The organism is Okeania sp. KiyG1 (assembly GCF_014132355.1).
Taxonomy (GTDB): Bacteria; Cyanobacteriota; Cyanobacteriia; order Cyanobacteriales; family Microcoleaceae; genus Okeania.
Map to the genome: position 1 here is coordinate 25,596 of NZ_BLZO01000108.1, position 22,206 is coordinate 47,801.

Annotated in this window: 10 protein-coding genes; 3 read left to right on the forward strand and 7 right to left on the reverse strand. The window is 37.0% G+C overall.

Annotation, left to right across the window (positions count from 1 at the left end; genetic code table 11):
- Positions 1–459: 459 nt before the first annotated feature.
- The 7 genes from SAGCYANO_RS25360 to SAGCYANO_RS25390 form a co-directional block, all read right to left on the reverse strand.
- On the reverse strand, positions 460–2,055 hold the full coding sequence (locus SAGCYANO_RS25360; protein ID WP_307785969.1) for a helix-turn-helix domain-containing protein: 1,596 nt from the start codon (positions 2,053–2,055) through the stop codon (positions 460–462).
- A 472-nt stretch (positions 2,056–2,527) separates the two neighbouring features.
- Positions 2,528–3,019: a helix-turn-helix domain-containing protein gene (locus SAGCYANO_RS25365; RefSeq protein WP_202222632.1), complete on the reverse strand. Its 492-nt coding sequence runs from the start codon at positions 3,017–3,019 to the stop codon at positions 2,528–2,530.
- A 477-nt stretch (positions 3,020–3,496) separates the two neighbouring features.
- Positions 3,497–3,697 (reverse strand): zinc ribbon domain-containing protein, encoded by a 201-nt coding sequence (locus SAGCYANO_RS48035; RefSeq protein ID WP_202222633.1) that lies wholly within the window; start codon positions 3,695–3,697, stop codon positions 3,497–3,499.
- Positions 3,678–3,839 (reverse strand): zinc ribbon domain-containing protein, encoded by a 162-nt coding sequence (locus tag SAGCYANO_RS48040; RefSeq protein ID WP_202222639.1) that lies wholly within the window; start codon positions 3,837–3,839, stop codon positions 3,678–3,680. Before SAGCYANO_RS48040 ends, SAGCYANO_RS48035 begins: the two co-directional genes overlap by 20 nt.
- 61 nt (positions 3,840–3,900) lie before the next feature.
- Positions 3,901–4,056 carry a transposase gene (locus SAGCYANO_RS25380; protein WP_202222640.1) on the reverse strand — a complete coding sequence of 52 codons (156 nt, stop codon included), beginning with the start codon at positions 4,054–4,056 and terminating at the stop codon, positions 3,901–3,903.
- A gap of 546 nt (positions 4,057–4,602) precedes the next feature.
- Positions 4,603–4,902: a ferredoxin III, nif-specific gene (fdxB, locus tag SAGCYANO_RS25385; RefSeq protein WP_202222634.1), complete on the reverse strand. Its 300-nt coding sequence runs from the start codon at positions 4,900–4,902 to the stop codon at positions 4,603–4,605.
- A 1,385-nt stretch (positions 4,903–6,287) separates the two neighbouring features.
- Positions 6,288–8,087 carry a PAS domain S-box protein gene (locus tag SAGCYANO_RS25390; RefSeq protein WP_202222635.1) on the reverse strand — a complete coding sequence of 600 codons (1,800 nt, stop codon included), beginning with the start codon at positions 8,085–8,087 and terminating at the stop codon, positions 6,288–6,290.
- Positions 8,088–9,898: 1,811 nt separating this feature from the next.
- Here SAGCYANO_RS25390 and SAGCYANO_RS25395 point away from each other — a divergent pair.
- The 3 genes from SAGCYANO_RS25395 to SAGCYANO_RS25400 all read left to right on the forward strand — a co-directional run bounded on the left by SAGCYANO_RS25395 (position 9,899) and on the right by SAGCYANO_RS25400 (position 21,804).
- A complete protein-coding gene (locus tag SAGCYANO_RS25395; RefSeq protein ID WP_202222636.1) occupies positions 9,899–15,163 on the forward strand; it encodes an AAA family ATPase in 5,265 nt (1,754 codons plus the stop codon).
- Positions 15,164–16,528: 1,365 nt separating this feature from the next.
- Complete coding sequence (locus SAGCYANO_RS45610; RefSeq protein WP_237396670.1) at positions 16,529–18,253, forward strand: AAA family ATPase; 1,725 nt, start codon at positions 16,529–16,531, stop codon at positions 18,251–18,253.
- Positions 18,214–21,804 (forward strand): adenylate/guanylate cyclase domain-containing protein, encoded by a 3,591-nt coding sequence (locus SAGCYANO_RS25400; protein ID WP_237396671.1) that lies wholly within the window; start codon positions 18,214–18,216, stop codon positions 21,802–21,804. The genes SAGCYANO_RS45610 and SAGCYANO_RS25400 overlap by 40 nt, the downstream gene beginning before the upstream one ends.
- The last annotated feature ends 402 nt before the right edge of the window (positions 21,805–22,206 follow it).

The following is a 22,206-nucleotide window of genomic DNA, read 5'->3' on the forward strand; positions in this document are numbered from 1 at the left end:
TTATGTTTATAATCTTATATCATGTTCGGTTGAATACTTACACTTTGGAGGTCCGAAGGCAGAAGGCAACCCACCCCTAACCCCTCCCAGGAGGGGAATGCTGGAGGCAGTAGGGAATATTGGTTCAAGGCCAGAAGTTTTTTTTATAACTGATGATCCGTTAGCGTAGCTCCCCCTCCGGGGGAACATGATATTCGATATTATCATAAATCATATCAAATTTTGAAAAATTATTAATAAATTACATATTGTAGAAGATAGAGGACAATCATACTACCCATCTCTTCGCAAAAGCAAATTGTCCCCTATTTAACAGGACTTACGCAAATTCTTAGACAGTACCCTATCAGTAGGGGGCGCAATTCGGAGCTTTGCGGAACGCAAATGCCATTCGCCCCTACTATATATGGTGGTTCTGCGTAAGTCCTGTTTAATTCAATCATGGCGCTCAATTAATGATTACCCTCCCAAACCTAAAACATTCTGTAATAGCATTTGGTCTTCACCTTTGACTTGAAAGCGTCCACTCTCAATATCTCTAATCCAACTTTGACTTTTTCCCAGCATAGTTGCCAACTGTCTCTGACTTAACTGCTGACTTTTTCTAGCAGTCATAATCTGTTCCCCACAGATCGCAGTCAGCTTTTTTGGTTTTTTGCGCTTACTAGAATAACGTAACTTTTGTTTTTCAAAATCTGCTAAGTGTTTATCCCATTCTTCGGGCAATTTAAACCAGAGGATACGAGCATTTAATAACATATTCCACTTACCTCTGGGGCCGTTATCTGTTAATCTTGTATTTTTACTACCATCATCAATCCAAAAATCTAAAGCTTCTTCACCATCATCAGGTAGAGCAGCTAACTTTGCCCACATTGGCTGAATTTCCTGGGGGTAAGTTTCGGGGTCAAATTCGGGTTGAAGTCCATAATGATTGAGAACTTCCAGATCGCTTTCAAAAGTTCTAATTAGTCGTTTTCGCTCATCCCGACAAGAAGATGCTCGTATCACTTTTTGTTCGCCATAAGCTACTCGCATTAGAGTAGGTACAGTCAACCGTTGTTCCCTACCCATTTTGGTTTTGAATAATAACCATAGTAGCATTCGAGCAGTACCTTCATGTTGCTGCCAGATACTCATTACTGTAGTTAATATAGACTGAGGCAAAATGCCGTATTGATAAAATGCTTTGCCCTGTTTGCAATCTTCTCTATTGAGGAAATACTTAGCCCAAAGACCAGCTTTCACTCTAAAGGTAAGACCAACAAGATGTTTACATCCTGTAGAATCTTCAGAAAAGTGATGTTGAATGTCTAAGATATGCCATAATTGGTCTTCTGGTAATGAGAACGCATTAATCCTGCCCTGTTGAGGCCAATCAATAGTAGTAGTAATGTTACAAGGTTGTTGAGCTAGGTTTTTAATTAAACTCAGTTTAGTTGCTTTCGATAAGTCTTTGCGTTTTTCTAACCCCAAGTATCTTTCAATTTGTTGGTCATCGATCACAAATTCTTGCTCCCATGGTTTGTCTATAACTGTTGCATGGGCAGCATAAATTAGGTGCATACAAGCTGCTCTGATATCCATTGCTGGTATATCTGTGACTTTGATGACACCATCATTTATAATTTTAGATGAGTACTCGACATCTTTGATGCTGAAGCTGATTGACCCCTGACCTTGTTTAATAGAACGTTGATAAATTAGTTTACCTTCTGCATTCACTGTCCAAGGTAATGATTCTCTTTGCGTCAGAATGTTGCAAGCTTCCCAGACGGCGATAGAAGAAGCAAAAGGACTATGCTTGCCATTGGGAAATAAATTAGAGCTTGTGGGTGTTCTTGTCTCAGCTTTATATCTACCTTTTTTGGCTTTGGTGGGAACAGGACTGCTAATAGAACAGTGAATTACGCACTGAGGTTCTTCGTAATAACCCTCACAGCTATTACATAATTCAGGATTAATGGAGTATTGTTCATCTTCTATAGTTATTGCACCTGTTGGGCAGTGAATTTGGGGTACACAGGTAGCACATAAGTTACAGTTTTCAGTCATTTTGTGAGTCATAGCACCCCCCTGTTATAGCTGTTGAGAAGTTTGTGTTAGTTATACTACTCGTCATCTGTCAGTTGATTTAGCTGACTAATCATAATGATGTCCTGATTGCTATATAACTAACTATACATAGAAGTGAATCACTCAAATCTTTTGTCTATTGTTGATTTAAGTATTTTCACTTAAGCTTAATTGACGCTTAATAATAAGGATTAATATTTCATAAATTTTTGAAATTAGATGTTCATAATAAGCAAATTAATATTCTTTTTATTTTTTATAATTGAGTAATTATAGGAATTTTCTGGTTAGACATTTAACTTGCAATAGTTAATAATAATAATTATCATTTTATTGCTATTTTACAATAAAAAAATTAAGGAAAAATGCTAAACAAATATTTTACAGGCAAATTTGTCTGCATTTAACCCCATCAGTCAACTGTTTATATTTTTAGAAATGAGATAAATACCTAACATTTTAGTCGATCATTTGTAGTATTTGTTCGATGACCAACTTGTAATTTTCCTCTTGTAAGGTGAATCTTTTTTTGTTTAAGAATTCTCCTGACTTGAGTACCACTAAGTTTAATTCCTGTCTTTTCAGCAAGATAATTTGCTAAACGTTCTCCACTCCAGTATTGACATTCAAAACCTAACTGATGAGGAGATTTTTTGCTGACTTCTATTAATAATTGAATGTATTCTTCTGTAGCTTTGCGAAAGTTACCATGCTCTCGTCGATCTCGTAAACTATCTAATTGGTCTGGGTCTCCATGTACACACCAATAAGCAACTGTTCTATAAGAGCAACCTATAAATGCAGAAATTTCTGAATAAGTTTTTCCGTCATTTAATAGAAGTAACATCAATACTCGTTCTCGGAAATGAGAGCAATTACCTTCTTGTAAGGCTTTTTGCAATCTTTTCTTTTGCATTGAACTCAGAAAATCTTTAGCAGGCATAACAGCTACCTCAGTTTGACAATTTAATGCAACTTAGCTGCACTATATATAATCCGCTTTTTAAAACCCTCTAAATTGAGAAGATGAGCTATGACTATAGAATCAGACAAAAATTTGTCTATTGTAGTCTGCTACGCTATAATTCAAGTAAGCTAGAGTAAAATATTCCTGCTTAGTAATTGAATGATTATGGTTTCTTCTATAGAAAGCATGAAGAACCGGATTTAACTTAAGCCTGTATTCTTAACAGTTAATCTGGCCAGAACTAGACATAAAAATATAAGTTTGTCTGACCAGATATATAGTTACTGCTAATAAAAATATATTACTTTTTTGTAAAATCTTTTCCTGTCAAATAACTAACAGTTTATTCTGTGATAGGTTAGAAACTAGAAAGACTTCCACATCTTTAGATGTGTAGATACTCAACTGCTTCATAAAACTGATATAAAACGTCATATAGCGATATTTTAATGTTTACTTCCTGCTTCCACCGGAACTGTCGGCAGTACTCCGTCCACAGGCATCAACGGTCAAGCTGACCGCATCTCTTGAGTGCGTCTTGCATTCTGAGGGGACCTCATCAATTAGCACTCGCTTTCTTAAATTAATTGAGGCATTTAAGTCTCGGTCTATTGATAGACCACATTCTGGGCAGTCATAAGTTCTGATATTCACTCGTCATATCCTGTACATGACCACAATTAGAGCAAGTTTTAGATGATGGAAAAAATCTGTCTACTACTACTAATTCACAGCCGTACCATTGACACTTGTATTCAAGCTGTCTTCTAAACTCATAAAAGCACTGTCTACTTATTGATTTGGCTAGTTTCTGGTTGGCTTTTCATGTCGCGCAGCGAAACATACCAGACACATTGTCATACTTCAATCACAACAGTGCCGTGGTTTTTGGCTAAGTAAGTTGTCAATTTATGAAGTGCGTCTTTACGGATGTTAGCTACTCGTCTATGTTGTTTGGCTAGCTTGACTACTGCTTTGTACCAATTGCTTGAATACTTAATTTTCCTACTCAGTGGTCGTTGTAACGCGCGCTAATCTGTTTTGCGCTTGACGGTAAGGCTTAACACTCTTGTTGCCTGCTATATAAGTATAAGGCTGGTAGATAGCGGAGAATCACACTACACTAATGTCTGTGTTATTTAAGTAGCTTGACCCATACAATTTTGGCATTGCTGAGGGGCGGGATAAATATAAGTGGTAAGTTAAGTAGGGGCAGGCATCCTGCCTGTCCTCATCCTGCCTGTCCCTGCCAAGGAGTGAAGATATGTGGAGGCAGGCATCCTGCCAAGGAGTGAAAATATCAGGAACGGGCAAGATGCCCATTCCACAAAACTATTAAAATCCCAAGCGCATTTATGCAACGCCCAATTTTTTATGGTGATGGTATTTTGTAGGGTAAATTTTTACTGTATTGACTTGCGCGTAGCACTATACTTTGACAAAGTGAGACAAAAAAATCAGGGAGTTCAGACTTTGGGTGAATAATTTCACTAACACACCTGAAGCTGATACTCCACAAACTTCTATATTAATATTTCTGAGTTGATATTATTCCGAACTCATACAGCTGCAGGAGCATGAGTAAAGCATTTCTTACCACAAATGTTAGCGCAAGCTTCACATCCGATACAGTCATCTGCATTAGTAATAGTCATTACTTTCCGTAGTACTTCATCATCATCATCATCATCATCATCGACAAATTCTCCATGTTCGTTGATGGGTCTAAGTTCTAGAACATTTCTATGACAAACTTTAAAACAACGACCACAACCTAGGCATTTATTCATGTCAATAGATTCAACATACTGAGGAGTCCAAGCTGTACCACCTTTAGTTAAAGCTGTTAATGCTGCCATCAGTTCTTCTCCTTTAATTAATAGACTGAATGTTTTGTTTTGCTTTGTTCCATCTTCTTATATAATAGCTATTTACTATGGCAAAAAAGTAGTTTTTATACTTTTTTAGTTTTATTTGTGATACTTGATTAGAGCTTTTTTGTGTATTTATTTATTAGAAAATATTTGCAATTATTGTTAGATAAATATACCTATAAACCGTCATTTCAGTTATCAGTTATCAGTTATCAGTTAGCCTCCTATGGTCGGAGCTACGCTATCAGTACCTCTGCCTGTTTGCGCAGCATGACCTAGGAAAGCATCGGGATTGAAATATTGAATTTTATTTTCTCTTGGTCTCATGGATATGGCGAGGTTTCCTCGCCATCCCACCCTTCGGGAAGCTCCGCTAGCGACCGCTTTTATCCCCTTGAAAGGGGAGGCTTGAGACCTTATTTTTTGGTCAAAGTATCTAGATGAATTTTGACGATATTTTGGATTTAGTTGAGGCAATACCAACAGATAAAGTTGAGTATTTATATTACTTAAATTTCTTCAAATACTGGTCATTTCCGTGTTGCATAAATGCGGGATGATTTTAATAGTTTTGTGGAAGTGGAATGGGCATCTTGCCCGTTCCTAATATTTTCCCGTTCCTGATATTTTCGGGACAGGCAGGATGGGGCAGGCAGGATGCTTGCCCCCACTTATATCATTTCTCAAAAACTTTTCTACATTTTGTTGAGTAGGGGACCCACCCTAACCCCTCCTGGGAGGGGAAATGGGGAGTGGGGGAGTGGGGGAGAAGTAAACATAAGAATAATTAACATTAACGCAAGCTGAAATTAGCATGCAAAGTGATTTTGCTTGTACCGATCAGTTAACAACTGAAGTATTGCCCAAGTATAGCAATAATGCATGGGAATTGGTATTACCACTTATATTCATCCCGCCCCTTAGTAATGCCGTGATTTAATTAGTAATAATAAAGTTTTGTAAGGATGTAAGCGTTCAGCCGTCAGCTCTCAGCTCTCATAAGGGAATTTGTAAGCATTCAGCCGTCAGCTATCAGCTATCAGCTATTAATTTTGGGGAAGGTAAAAATAATTGAGAAATGAGACAGAATAAAAGTTACTGTTAAAGTCCCCTTCCTAAATCTTAGAAGTAATGAATAATTAGGGTTTGCTGATAGCTGACTGCTAATCGCTGAATGCTTACGGGAATTTTAATGAATATAGACTGTTTCAGCCAGCTTTTATAGTAAGTATAAATTCTGACTCAATTAGTAAAGCTTTTATTTAAAACTAAAAGCAATAGCTGATAGCTGTTTGTGCAGCATTCCGCAGGAAATGCTTACGGTAATTGTTAATAATTAATTATTAATTATTAATTGTTGAACACCTTCTTCAATTTCCGGCCTTAACTGGAATTAAGATTTCAAATAATGTACCTTCATTTTGATTAGATATACACCTCAGTTCTCCCTGATGTTTTTCGACAACAATTTGGTGAGAAATTGATAGTCCTAGACCTGTACCCTTCCCCACTGGTTTTGTTGTAAAAAACGGGTCAAAAATACGATTTTGAATAGATTCGCTAATACCATGCCCATTATCAGAAAGGGAAATTTTGATAAAATCCTGATTTACTCCTGTGTCTGATTTCTGAACTTTTTCTGTTTTGATAGTAATAATTCCTGGTTTTTCTTGTTCTTCAAAAGCATCTATTGCATTAGCAATAATATTCATAAATACTTGATTTAACTGACTAGGAGAACACTCAATCATAGGTAAATTTCCATAGTCTTTGACTAACGTTATATCTTGTCTTTTTTCTGTAGCCTTAAGACGATGTTGTAAAATTAATAAAGTGCTGTCTATACCAGAGTGAATATCTACTTTTTTCATCTCTGATTCATCTAAGCGAGAGAAATTTCGTAAAGATAAAACTAACTCTCTAATTCTGTTTGCTCCTATATTCATTGAATCGATTATTTTCGGCAAATCTTCAATCAAGAAATCTGCATCACAGTCTTCGGCAAAATCTTGAATTTCTGGAATTGGATCTTGATAGTTTTGCCGATACAAATTCAGTAAATGTACTAAGTCTCTAATGTACTCATTTATATGCAAAATATTGCCGTATATAAAGCTAATTGGATTATTAATTTCATGGGCAATACCAGCAACCATTTGACCTAGACCAGACATTTTTTCTGCTTGTACTAATTGAATTTGAGTCTTTTGCAATTCTTTTAAAGCTTTTTCTAATTGCAATGCTCTTTCTCGTTCGCGTTTTTCTGATTCTCGTAGTGCAATTTCTCCTTGTTTTCGTTCTGTGATATCACGAATAATTGCTAGGACTTCATCTTTACCACTTTTGACATAACGAGCTTCATAATAATAGAGCTTATGATTAATAATAGTAGAATATTCTCCTGCTTGCACTTTATCGGTGCTGAGAGTAAGCTTTAAATAGTGTCGAGTCCAAACAGCTAAATCTTGGGGAAATATTTCTTCTATAGTTTTTCCTACTACATCCGATCCTTTGAGGACATTTTCATCATCTTTTGATGGGTAGAAGTCGAGAAAAACTCCTTGTGAGTCGAGGCGTAACATTAAGTCGGGAATAGCATTGAGAAGACTCTGGTTGTGTTTTTGACTTTCTTGTAGTGCTTCTTCTATTCGTTTGCGTTCGGTGATATCAAATCTAATTGCTAAGTATTGATAAGGTTTTCCAAAGTTGTTTAAAAAAGGTACGATCGTTGTATCAACCCAATAATAACTACCATCTTTAGCCTTATTTTTAATTTCTCCTCTCCACACGCTACCAGAGCTAATAGTAAGCCACAAGTCTTTAAAAAACTTTGGGGGATGATGTTTAGAATTAAGCACGCGATGAGTTTTTCCGATTAATTCTTCCTTGGAATATTTGGATATTTCATAAACTTTATCATTCACATATTGAATAATACCTTTTTGGTCTGTAATGGCAACGATCGCTGCTTGATCTATAGCAAATTTGATATCAGATAGTTCTTTGAGGGTTTTTCGCAGCATTACTTCTAGTAAGCGACGTTCTGCTATTACCTTGCCCTGGCTCATTACCTTTTGTAAATCGTGATTCTTTTCCATGAAAGATACTACCATTTTGTCTATCTGGTAATGCTCATAATTAGATTTATTTATAGCTTGATTAACTTCCATCGTTCCCACTTACTCCTGTTTAGTTTTTCTTTTACTTCTGAATCTTTGGCCTCACTTTTCAGTTAAGAATTGTTTGTAGCTTTGACACCCTCTTAAGGTAAACCTGACAGTTTGTTTTGACCTGCGTTTTTTTGAATCTGGGAGGTTTAATTGCTTTACCTTTTCTTTTACCTAGAGACGTTGCATGCAACGTCCGTACATTAAAAAAGTTTTGGTAAGCCTAGTTTAAGTCATTTAATGATTGTTGTCATGGGACTATAGAAGCTTCTGATAACCATTCCCTATTTTGTGTTTTTTTTGCTTGAGTAATAAATAGTTTTTGTAGTTCAGAGTTACTTAGTTTTTTCTGACCTAAAATATACTTTTCCTGACAACAAGCTAGGCTATTGTTCCAGACTGTGCAGGCACAACCAAATAGCTTTGTTCATTGGTGTTTTTGTCCAACTATTGGATAAATTTGATATTTGTACCTGGCTTTCATTGTTGTTGTTTTTAATTAACAATAGTATGGCATATTTATGGGTATTAAATCAAAAGTCGCCCTTGAAGGACGAGGCGTAACTACCCAGTTTTTCGGTGAAGCTGAATTATTTGGCAAGTTAATCTTGCTAAAAACCAGATATTAGTTAAATTTTATCCCATTCTTGCATTATATTTAGGAGGATATAATTTTTCTACTTTTGAGTTTAGTTAAATTAATTACTCTTTTCTAGAGGTTTAAGTAAACATTTATTTCTAATTATTAAAATTTTTTTATCAAAATATAAATATTTAATGCATTGACTATCGATCCTGAAGTTTTTTGGAAAGCAAAAAAAGAGGTATTTTTCAATACTTCCTGTTGTTGTACTGCCCTAAATTATGATATTGGTTTGGATAATCTCTGTTAAGAGAGATTGTTTGAGGTGTAACATTAACTACAAATAATTTATGATTTTTAGTGTAATATTACTATACGAATAATTAGTAATAAAAAAACTTTTTCCTCTATAGACTACTGACTGCTGGCAAGTGACTCATGACGAATAATAAAGAGATTGTATAATAACCCCTCTACCCTTGCCCGGATTTGATATTACCTAAATATTGTGGTTTAAAGCCTCTCCTTGATCGGGGATAATAAATAAAAATTTTCATCTCTTTGTCAATCCTCGTATGATGCAAGCCCCCTAGCCCCCAATTTTGGGGGAATAAAACTCTAAAGTCCCCCGTGATCCCCTCCCGTCCCCCTTGAAAAGGGGGAAGCCAGATGTTGCTGCGCTTTTTGTTGAACGGGGGATTTAGGGGGCTTGACCAGAACCAAACAATCGCGCATTCATACTTCAATTCAGCAACGCCTAAATTCTTAATTCTTGAAACCACAAAATCCGATCAGCTTCGACAAGGTCGTGACGATCGCATACACACATCGACCTCACCGAAATATTGTGGTTTAAAGCCTCCCCTTTGAAGGGGATAATAAATAAAAATTTTCATGATTAGTCATATCAAATCCGTTTAATTGGACATAAAAAAATCTTCAATCGTCATAACTACCCTCATCTTTGTAATTCTTTCTCCTCCTGACTCCTGTCTCCTGACTTCCCCTCCTGGGAGGGGCTAGGGGTGGGTTGGGAGGGGCTAGGGGTGGGTTGACTCCTCCTAACTTAACCATTCTATGGCTGTTTAACCGGATTTGATATCAATCCTCTTCTTTTCAAGGAGAGGTAATTCTAAATTCTTAATTCTTAATTCTAAATTCTTGAACTAATGCCCCTAGATTAACTAGACTGCTATACAATAAATAAACTGCCTAATACTGTGTTACTTTTATGGTCGTTCTTGCTAAATACACAAACTTGATTCAAATTCATAATAGTTCAAACTCCCAAGTGTATCGTGCTCGACTAGCTGATAATAACCAACTGGTCATCCTGAAATGTCTCGACCAAGAGTATCCCACTTCGGAGCAAATTCGACGTTATAAACAAGAATATCATCTCACTTGCCAAGTAGACTCCCCCAGAATAGTCAAAGCATATAGCTTTGAAGAATGGAACAGAAGCTACGCAATTACTTTTGAAGACTTTGGCGGAATTGCGCTGAAACAATGGCTCAAAGAACGCCAAAAACTCTCCCTCTCAGAATTTTTATTCCTGGCGATCGCTATTACTGAAAGTTTAGGAGAAATTCATGCTCAACATATTATTCATAAAGATATTAATCCCTCTAATATAGTTTTTAATCCCGAAACTCAAGAACTAAAAATCATCGACTTTGGCATTGCTACCCAACTAAGTAGGGAAAATCCTACTCTCAAAAATCCTCACCTGTTAGAAGGAACTCTAGCTTATATTTCCCCAGAACAAACAGGGAGAATGAATAGAGGATTAGATTATCGCACAGATTTTTATTCCCTGGGGGTAACATTTTATGAAATGCTGTCGGGACAACTGCCTTTTGAAAGTTCCGATGCTTTAGAATTAGTACATTGTCATCTGGCCAAAAATCCACCAGCAATTATTAGCAAAGAAAAACTTAACCAGATAAAAATACCCCCAATAATTGCAGATGTTGTGATGAAATTAATGGCCAAAAATGCCGAGGATCGTTACCAAAGTGCTGATGGGTTAAAAGCAGATTTAGAAGAGTGTCGTCACCAACTAAAAGAAACAGAAAATATTTCTTTTTTTCCACTAGGAGAAAAGGATATTTCCGACCGCTTTCAAATTCCCCAAAAACTGTACGGAAGGGAAAAAGAGATTTCCACTTTGCTCGCAGCATTTGAGAGAGTTGCCGAAACAGGAAAAGTAGAATTAATGATGGTGGCAGGTTATTCCGGCATCGGCAAATCCTCTTTAGTCCAAGAACTTTATAAACCCATTACTGCCCGTCGGGGTTATTTTATTTCTGGAAAATTTGACCAATTTCAACGGAATATACCCTATTCAGCCATCGTGGCAGCTTTTCAAGGATTAATTGGGCAATTATTAGGAGAAAGTGAAGCTAAACTGCAACTCTGGCGAAACAAACTCTTAAAAGCTCTAGGTTCTAACGGACAAATTATTATAGATGTCATTCCTGAAATCGAACTAATTATCGGCCCACAACCCCCAGTTCCAGTATTAGGAGCAAATGAAACACAAAACCGTTTTAATCTCGTTATCAAAAATTTTATTGGTGTTTTCTGCCATAAAGAACACCCTTTAACCCTCTTCTTAGACGATTTGCAATGGGCAGATTTGGCAACATTAAAACTGCTTGAACGAATTTTAATCGAAGGTCAAACACAATACTTATTATTATTAGGTGCTTATAGAGATAATGAAGTAGGAGCAGGTCATCCTTTGCTGAATTCTCTCGAAAAAATTCGCCAAAATAACAATACAATTAACCAAATTACTTTACAACCTTTATGCCTAAAACAAATTGCTTGTTTAATCGGTGATACTCTCCAGCAAACCCAAGGAAACAATTATTTAGCAGAATTAGTTTGGCAAAAAACGGCAGGAAATCCTTTCTTTGTGAATGAATTTTTACAAACATTGTATGCTGAAAACTTACTACAATTTAATCGTCAATCAAGAATTTGGCAATGGAACTTAGAAGGAATTAAAGGGAGAGGATTTAGCGATAATGTAGTAGAATTAATGGTAAAAAAACTGCAAAAATTACCTCAGTCTAGTCAAGAAATTTTATCTATGGCTGCTTGTTGTGGAGCAGAATTTGAGCTGCAAATAATGAATTTAGTGGTCAAAAAAACCCCTCAAGAAACTTTTGAATGGCTAAAATTTGCTATCGATCGCGACTTAATTTTTCCCCGCTCCGAACTAGATGAAAACCTGCTAATTCAATCTTATAAATTTAGTCACGACCGGATTCAACAGGCAGCTTATGCTCTAATTGCTGATGAACATAAACAAATAACTCATTATCGCATTGGACAACTGTTGCTCGAAAATCTACCCCCCGAAACTAGAGAAGATCGTATTTTTGAATTAGTCGGTCAATTAAACTATGGAACTTGTTTTCTGATTGACCAAAAACAACGAGATGAATTAGCTCAACTGAATTTAATCGCTTGTCGCAAAGCAAAAACTGCTGCTGCTTATGAAGTAAGTCGAGAATATGCTCAAATTGGACTATCTTTGTTGGGAGAAAATGCTTGGCAACAACAATATGAAATGAGTCTAGAGTTTCATGAATTAGCAGTTGAATTGGCATCACTGTGCGGTGACTTGGAGGCAATGGAAAAGTTGATTGATACAGTCATTGAACAAGCACATTCTTTACTGGAAAAAGTTAACGTTTATCGCATCAGCATTCTCTCAAAAGTATCCCAAAATCAGCCTACCGAAGCCATTGCTATTGCCCAAAAACTATTGCAACAGTTAGGTATAACTTTTCCCGAAAATCCTACACAACAAGATATTCAAGACAGCATTGCAGAGATTGATGAGCTGACTAGAAACAGAGAAATTGAAGACCTAGTTCATTTACCACTAACTACAGATAGTGAAAAAATTGCCATTTTGCAGATTATCAGTAGCATCATCCCAGCAGCTTATATCTCCTCCCCTCTTTTGTTTCCATTAATAGTTTCTTCATCAGTCAAGCTATCTATTAAATATGGAAATACATCAATTTCTGCCTTGATGTATGCAGCTTATGGGATTATTGCTTGTAACTTTTTACAAGATGTGAACACCGGGGTGAAATTTGGTCAGTTGGCTGTGCAGGTTGTCTCCAAACTGAATGCCAAAACTGTCAAACCTGAAGTATTACAAGTAGTGGCAGGATTTATCCTCCACCGCAAATCCCATGTCAAAGAAACACTACCACTGCTACAAGAAACTTATAACAATGCTCTAGAAGTTGGAAACCAGGATTTTTCTGGACATTGCGCTGTCGTTTTTTGTCTCCATGCTCTTTGGTGCGGTTATTCCTTGGAAACTTTGAAGCAGGAAACTAGCAGCTACTGTAACAGATTGATCAAATTAAATCAGTTGACAACCGCTAATTACTGTCGCATCCATTGGCAATCAATATTAAATTTGCTAGAGGTGACAGAAAATCCCACTATTTTTTCTGGGGAAGTTATCCAAGAAATTGAATTTTTGCCCATACTCTTATGTGCCCATGACTTATATGGGTTGTATATCTTTTTTTTAGATAAGCTGATGCTTTCCTATTTGTTTGAGGATATAAAATCAGCTCAAAATTTTGCTGTTGAAGGGCGACAGTATTTAAAGGCTGCTGCTGGGTCTTTTGGGGAACCGGGATTTTATTTCTATGATTCTTTGACAGCTCTAGCAAATGTGAGTCAGGAATCTGAGGAAATATCAGAGATATTGCAACGGGTTGAACAAAACCAAATTCATTTGCAACAACAATGGGCTGATTATTCCTCTATGAATCACCAACATAAGGTCGATTTGGTAGCAGCCGAAAGATATAGAGTTCTAGGTCAAAAGCTTGAAGCAATGGAAATGTACGACCGGGCTATTGCAGAGGCCAAAGAAAATGATTTCGTTCAAGAACAAGCTCTGGCAAATGAACTTGCAGCTAAGTTTTATCTTAACTATGGTCAGAAAAAAATTGCCCGAGTTTACATGATGGATGCTCACTATTGCTATAGTCGCTGGGGGGCAATGGCAAAAGTCAAGCACCTAGAAGAAAACTATCCGCAACTGTGTAAATCTTCAACTGTCAAAACTTATGCAAATTCCACCATTTTCGATCTTGAAACAACCAGCAATTCTACTCAGGCTATAATTTTAGACTTAGCCACAACGATCAAATCTACTAATGCCATTTCTAGCGAGATTGTTTTAGATAAGTTACTGGCAACCTTAATGAATATAATTATCGAAAATGCTGGGGCGCAACGAGGAATTTTAATTTTGCCCCGCGGTGAAAATTTATTTGTGGAAGCTACCAAGGAAGCAGACTCGGAAAAAGTTTCAGTACTTCAGTCGCTTCCTCTCAATAAGTATGAAAGGATTTGTGCAAAAATTGTCCATTATGTTGTCCGTACTCGTGAAACTGTAGTTTTAAACGATGCCACTCGTGAAGGCAACTATAAAGACGATACTTATATTCAACAATATCAATGTCAGTCCATCGCCTGCACTCCTTTAGTTAATAGAGGTCAACTCCAAGGTATTATCTACCTAGAAAATAATCTTACTACTGGAACTTTTACCCGAGAACGCTTGGCACTACTACGAACTTTGGCAGTACAAGCAGCAATTTCTTTAGAAAATGCTCGGTTGTATGATGCTTGCAAGCGTTTTGTTCCCCAGCAATTTATCAGTTTTTTAGAGAAAAAAAGCATTGTTGATGTACAATTGGGAGACCAAGTTGAACAAGAAATGACCGTTTTATTCTCAGATATTCGGGATTTTACAACTATCTCCGAACAGATGACCCCGGCCGAAAACTTTGCTTTTATTAACGAATATCTCGGTTATATGGAGCCACTTATTCAGCAACATGGTGGGTTTATTGATAAATATATCGGCGATGCCATAATGGCATTGTTTCCTCATTCTGCTGACGATGCGGTTAAAGGAGCGATCGCCATGCTCAACGAGTTGCAAAAATATAATTCATACCGAGAAAAAAAGAATCTATTACCTCTGCGTATTGGTATTGGTTTGCATACGGGAAAATTAATGTTAGGCACTGTGGGAGGATTTGAACGTATGGACGGGACAGCGATCGGGGATGCGGTCAATCTTTCCTCAAGAGTGGAAAGTTTAACTAAAACCTATGGAGTTTCACTTTTAATTACCGATAAAACTTGGAAAAGTTTAAAAAATCCTTTGGCATACGACCTCAGATTTGTTGAGAAGGTGAGGGCTAAAGGAAAAACTAAATCAGTTGATTTATTTGAAGTTTTTTCTGCCGACCCGCCAGAATTACGGCGTCTAAAAATTGCGACGAAAAAGAAGTATCAAAAGGCTGTCTTCTTATTTCATCAACGGTTATTTTCGGAAGCAGCAGCTCTATTTCAAGAATGCTTAGAATATGGTGAAGGCGATCAGGTTGTCTGTAGTTATCTCGATCGCTGTCGCCATCAGAATTTGGGTTAAATAGGTGTGGCCTTGGTGAAGCGCGTGTATGATATTGAAGAAGGAGTCAGAATACAGGATACAGTAGGGGCGAATGGCATTTGCTAACGCAAAGCTCCGCTAACGCCCCTACAGGAGTCATACCAAATTAATAAATGTTTGCTACAAATAGTTATACCAATTTGAAAAAAGAATGCTATGAAAAGTGCCACTCGATCAGATATGCTTAAAAATAGTGAATATCGTGAATTTTAGATAGTTATTTATATCGTTTTTACCTTTTTTTCAATATTTCCTTCTTCTTTCTTCTTCCTTCTTTCTTACTTCTACTATTTGTAACAAACACTTATCAAATTGGTATTAGGGTATTTATTATAATTTCCGTTTGTCATGCTCCGCAAACAGAATTTAGAATGCATAATGGATAGATTTAATACCATTTTTGATGTTGCAAATTACCTTTTTCGTGAAACAAACTTTATCTGAAAGTCTTTTTATGGTGCTTATTATTTGTAACATTCTTTTTTCAAAATGGTATCAGTAGGGGCGAATGGCATTTGCGCTCCGCAAAGCTCCGAATTGCGCCCGTACAAGAGTCATATCAAATCCGTTTTATTGAACATAAAAAAATTCTCCAATCGTCATCACTACGCTCATCTTTGTAATTCTTTCTCCTCCTGACTCCTGTAATGATTGCTCTGTCTAGGTTGAAGCGATTTTTTCCCTCTATTTAGCGACAACTCTATTAGATAAAACGCCATCTGTAGAGGGCGTTAGCGGAGCTTTGCGGAGCGCAAATGCCATTCGCCCCTACTAGATATGGCGCTTGGTGCGTAAGTCCTGATTAAGTCCTGATTATACCAAATTGATAAATATTTGCTACAAATAGCTGAAGAAAGTTTTTTATCGCGCTAATTATAGCAGTTTTAATTAACACAGGACTTACGCAAATTCTTAGACAATACGCTATCGGTAGGGGGCGAATGGCATTCGCCCCTACTAGATATGACGCTTGGTGCGTAAGTCCTGAGCATAGGTGCCTTCTGCCCTCTGCCTTCCTTCCTCCAAAGTCTAATTATTCAACCGGACATGATATTAGTGATAAAAAACCTTCTCCCTTTGAACCAATATTCCCTTCTGCCTCACAGGAGTGCGCATTCCCTTGCGTCTAGGCTCCTCCGGAAGAGCTAAAGCTTTTTCCGTTTGTCATGCTCCGCAAACATGTCGTGCAGCGAAACGCCGACGCGGGGTCGCACCACTTCTGCCTCCTGCCCTCTGCCTTTCCTGATAAATGGACATGATATAACAATACTGAGATAAGATGGATAAAGTCCTTAATTTTTTTCCCATTGTATTATTATGGTAGTCCTTGCTGGATATACAGATTTGATTCAAATCTATGAAGGTACAAACTCTCAAGTGTATCGTGCCCAAAGACTTGACAATAAGCAATCAGTCATACTCAAATTCCTTAACCAAGAATATCCCACCAGCGAGCAAATTAGACGTTACAAACAAGAATATCATCTGACTTGCCAGTTAGACTCTCCAAGTATTATTAAAGCATATAGCTTGGAAAAATATCAAAGAAGTTATGCGATCGCTTTGGAAGACTTTGGCGGAATTTCCCTCAAACAATGGCTTGAAAAGTGTCAAGAGCTTTCTGTTGAAGAATTTTTATTTCTGGCGATCGCTATTACGGAGAGTTTGGGAGAAATACACAAACTACATATTATTCATAAAGATATCAATCCCTCTAATATCGTTTTTAATCCTGAAACCAAAGAACTGAAAATTATTGATTTTGGCATTTCTACTAAACTAAGTCGAGAAAATCCTACTCTCAAAAATCCCAATGTTTTAGAAGGAACTCTAGCTTATATTTCCCCAGAACAAACAGGCAGAATGAATAGAGGGTTAGACTATCGTACAGATTTTTATTCTCTGGGGGTAACATTTTATGAAATGCTGTCGGGAAAACTGCCTTTTGAAAGTTCCGATGCTTTGGAATTAGTACATTGTCATCTGGCCAAAAATCCACCTGCAATTATTAGCAAAGAAAAACTTAACAAGATAGAAATACCCCAAATAATTACAGATATTGTAATGAAATTAATGGCCAAAAATGCCGAGGATCGTTACCAAAGTGCTGATGGGTTAAAAGCAGATTTAGAAGAATGTCGCCGACAACTAAAAGGAACAGGGAATATTAATTCCTTCACACTAGGCCAACAAGATATTTCCGACCGCTTCCAAATTCCTCAAAAACTGTATGGAAGGGAAGAAGAGATTTCCACTTTGCTCGAAGCATTTGAGAGAGTTGTGGAAACAGGAGAAGTAGAATTAATGATGGTGACTGGTTATTCTGGCGTCGGCAAGTCCTCTCTAGTCCAAGAACTTTATAAACCTATTACTGTCTGTCGTGGCTATTTTATTTCGGGGAAATTCTACCAATTTCAACACAATATTCCTTATTCAGCAATTGTGGGAGCTTTTAGAGGATTAATAGGGCTACTATTGGGAGAAAGTAGAGATCGACTACAACGGTGGCGAGAAAAACTTTTAAAAGCATTGGGTTCTAACGGACAAATCATTATTGATGTCATTCCTGAAGTCGAATTAATTATCGGCAAACAACCGCCAGTTCCAATATTAGGAGCAAATGAATCCCAAAATCGTTTTAATCTTATTTTCGGCAATTTTATTCGTGTATTTAGCAAAAGAAGTCATCCTTTAACTATATTTTTAGACGATTTGCAATGGGCAGATTTAGCGAGTTTAAGGCTAATAGAACAAATATTATTTGCAGAAAAAACAGAATATTTATTGCTGTTGGGAGCTTATCGAAATAATGAAGTAGATGTCGGTCATCCGTTGTTAAATTATCTCGAAATAATTCAAAAAAACTACAAAATAATTCAGGAAATTACTTTACAACCTTTATCCCAAAAAGAAATCGCTAGTTTAATCGGCGACACACTCAATCAGATTCAAGGAACCTCCTATTTAGCTGAGTTAGTTTGGCAAAAAACGGGAGGAAATCCTTTTTTATCAATAAATTTTTACAAGAATTGTCTGATGAAAATTTACTGCAATTTGACCGTCAATTAAGAACTTGGCAATGGAATATAGAAGAAATAGAAGCCAGAAGATTTAGCGATAATGTAGTGGAAATGATGGTAGAAAAACTGCAAAAATTACCCCGGTATAGCCAAGAAATTTTATCTATGGCTGCTTTTTGGGGAGCAGAGTTTGACTTAAAAATAATAGAATTAATGATACAAAAGTCTCCTCAAGAAATTTTTGAATATCTAAAAATTGCGATGGAGTACAACTTAATTGTCCCTACATCAGAACTGGACGAAGACCTTTTGATTCAATCTTATCAATTCAGTCACGACCGCATTCAACAGGCAGCTTATGCTTTGATTCCTGAGTGGCGCAATGCAATCACCCATTACTATATCGGACAAGTTATCCTAGAAAAAACACCCCCAGAAGCAGTAGAAGAGTCTATTTTTCAGCTAGTGAACCAATTAAACTATGGTATTACTTTAATCAGAGAACAAAAAGACCGGGACGAAATCGCGAAACTGAACCTGACTGCTTGTCACAAAGCAAAAGCAGCTAGCGCTTATCAAGTCAGTCGGGAATATGCAAAAATAGGATTATCCTTGCTAGGAGAAAATGCTTGGCACAGACAATATGAAATGACTCTATCATTCTATAATAATTCTGCTGAGTTGGCTTGGTTATGTGGCGCTCTTGAGGAGATGGAACAGTTTATTCATAAAGTTATTACCAAAGGGCAGTCTTTATTAGATAAAGTTAATGTTTACCTAATTTCAATTCAATCAAAAGTTAGCCAAACTCAACTCAAGGAAGCTATTGAAATTGCTCTAGAATATCTCCAGCAATTAGGATTTCAATTTCCTCAAACTCCTACACCAAAAGATACTCAAAAAATTACAATAGAAATTTATCAACTAATGGAAAACAGAAAGATTTCTGACTTAGTTGACTTACCAATAGCAGTAGATGCAACAACAGCTTCTGCCATACAAATTACTAACAGTATTATTCCCGCTGCTTACTTCTCAAATTTTCCTTTGTATCCACTACTAATTTCTTTTGCAGTTAAACTCTCTATTAAAAATGGAAATATACCAGCTTCAGCTTTTGCTTATGTTTCCTACAGCATCGTTGCCTGCAATATTTTGTTGGATGTAGAAACCGGAGTAGCATTTGGTGATTTAGCACTCAAACTTGTCTCTAAACTGGATGCTAAAGCTTTCAAACCAGATGTATTAAACGTAGTAGGATTATTTACATTACACCGCAAATCTCATACGAAAGAAACCCTACCACTATTACAAGAAAGTCATGCAGGAAGCATGGAAGTCGGTAACCTGGAAGTAGCAGGATATAGCGCCTATAATTTTTGTGTCAATGCTTTTTGGTGTGGCAAACCACTTAAGAGCTTGGAACAGCAAGTTCGTACTTACTATCAAAAATTGGTACGATTAAATCAACTAATGGCTGCGAATTGGTGTCAAATTCACTTACAATCTATTTTAAATTTACAGAGAGCAGTCGATCGCCCCTATATTTTATCTGGGAAAGTTCTTCTCGAAGCAAAATTACTCGAACAACTACAAGCAGCAAATAATTTTTCTGGTTTGTCTTGTTTGTATTTACATAAGTTGATGCTTTCCTACCTGTTTGGGGAAATAGCATTAGCTAAAAACTATGCTGTTGAAATCAAACAATATTTAAAAGCTATTGTCGGAACCGTTGCGACCCCTGCCTTCTATTTATATGATTCTTTGACTTTTCTTGCAGATGCAACACCAGACTCAGAGGATATATCCCAAATTCTGGCAACGGTAGAAGAAAATCAAAGACAACTACAACAGTATTGGGCAAGGTATGCTCCCATGAACCACCAACATAAGGTAGATTTGGTAGAAGCAGAAAAATGCCGAGTTTTAGGGCAAAAAGCTGAAGCGCTCGAGCTATATAACAAAGCAATTTCTGGAGCAAAAGAAAACGAATACATCCAAGAAGAAGCCATCGCCAACGAACTTGCAGCTAAATTTTATCTCGAATGGAAGCAGGAAAAAGTTGCCATGGTTTACATGAGGGATGCGCATTACTGCTATTATCGCTGGGGAGCAACTGCAAAAATCAAACACCTCGAAGATAAGTATCCTGAATTGTTTAAATCTCCAACTGCTACAACTTATGGTTATAAAATCTTGAGTACCTGGACTACGAACAATTCTACCACTACTGCAGAGTTAGATTTAGCGACATTAATCAAGTCTACTAATGCTATTTCTAGCGAAATCGTACTCAATAAATTGCTGGCAACTTTAATGGATATTATCGTAGAAAACGCCGGTGCCCAACGGGGAGTCTTGATTTTACCTGATGGCGAAGGTTTATTCGTCGAAGCAACTAAAGAACACTCTCAGGAAGTTTACCTCTTGCAAGCTATTCCTTTAAATCAGTTCAAACGGCTTTCAAAAAAAATCGTCAATTATGTCGCCCGCACTGGTAAAACAGTAGTTCTCAACGATGCCATGGGTGAAGAAAAGTCTCTTAGCAGTCCTTCCCTTGTATCTGATACCGACGGTGGCGATCGCAGCTTTACGGACGATGCTTATATTCAAAAATATCAATGTCGCTCCATCGCCTGCACCCCTTTAATCAATATAGGTCAACTCCAAGGTATTATCTATCTAGAAAATAATCTTACTACTGGAGCTTTTACCCAAGAACGCTTGGCACTGTTACGAACTTTGGCAGCACAAGCAGCCATCTCTTTAGAAAATGCTCGATTGTATGATGCCTGCAAACGTTTTGTGCCAGAGCAGTTTCTCAGCTTTTTAGAGAAAAAGAGCATTGTCAATGTGAAACTCGGAGACCAAGTAGAACGGGAGATGACAGTTTTATTCTCAGATATCCGTGATTTTACAACCATCTCCGAACAGATGACCCCGGCGAAAAACTTCGCTTTTATTAACGAATATCTCGGTTATATGGAACCGCAAATTCAAAAACATGATGGATTTATTGATAAATATATGGGCGATGCCATTATGGCTTTGTTTCCTAATTCTGCCGATGATGCTGTCAAAGGAGCGAACGCGATGTTAGAGGAGTTAAAAATGTACAATTCAGAGCGACAACAAAGGAATTTAAAACCCATTAGTATTGGTATTGGTTTGCATACGGGAAGATTAATGTTAGGGACTGTAGGGGGATTTAAGCGTATGGACGGAACAGCGATCGGGGATGCGGTGAATATCTCCTCGCGAGTGGAAGGTTTTACCAAAACTTATGAGGTTTCTCTGTTAATTACCCATCAAACTTTGGCACGTTTGAATAATCCCTTGGAATACAACTATCGATTGATTGAACAAGTGAAAGCTAAAGGTAAAACTAAACCGGTTGCTTTATTTGAAGTCTTTTGTACCGACCCGCCAGAATTACGAGATGTCAAAATAGCTACGAAACAGAAGTTTGAAATGGCAGTTTTGTTATTTTATCAGAGGTCATTTACAAAAGCCGCTGCTCTATTTCAACAATGCTTAGAATATGGTGAGGGCGATCGGGTTGCCCAGATTTATTTCGATCGCTGCCAAGGTCTTCAATAATTAATAATTAATAATTAATAATTAATAATTAGGACTTGCTGAATAAATTTGTAATCATTACTTGTCAAGGCTTCCAGGGTTAAATATTGCTGAGGGGGCGCAAGGTTTTGGTCTTCAATAATTAATAATTAATAATTAATAATTAATAATTAATAATTAGGACTTGCTGAATAAATTTGTAATCATTACTTGTCAAAGCTTCCAGGGTTAAATATTGCTGAGGGGGCGCAAGGTTTTTGGTCTTCAATAATTAATAATTAATAATTAATAATTAGGACTTGCTGAATAAAATTGTAATCATTACCTGTCAAAGCTTCCAGGGTTAAATATTGCTGAGGGGGTGCAAGGTTTTTGGTTGTTGTAGTCTCAAAATGCTAATACTTTTCCCTGACTATGCCGAAA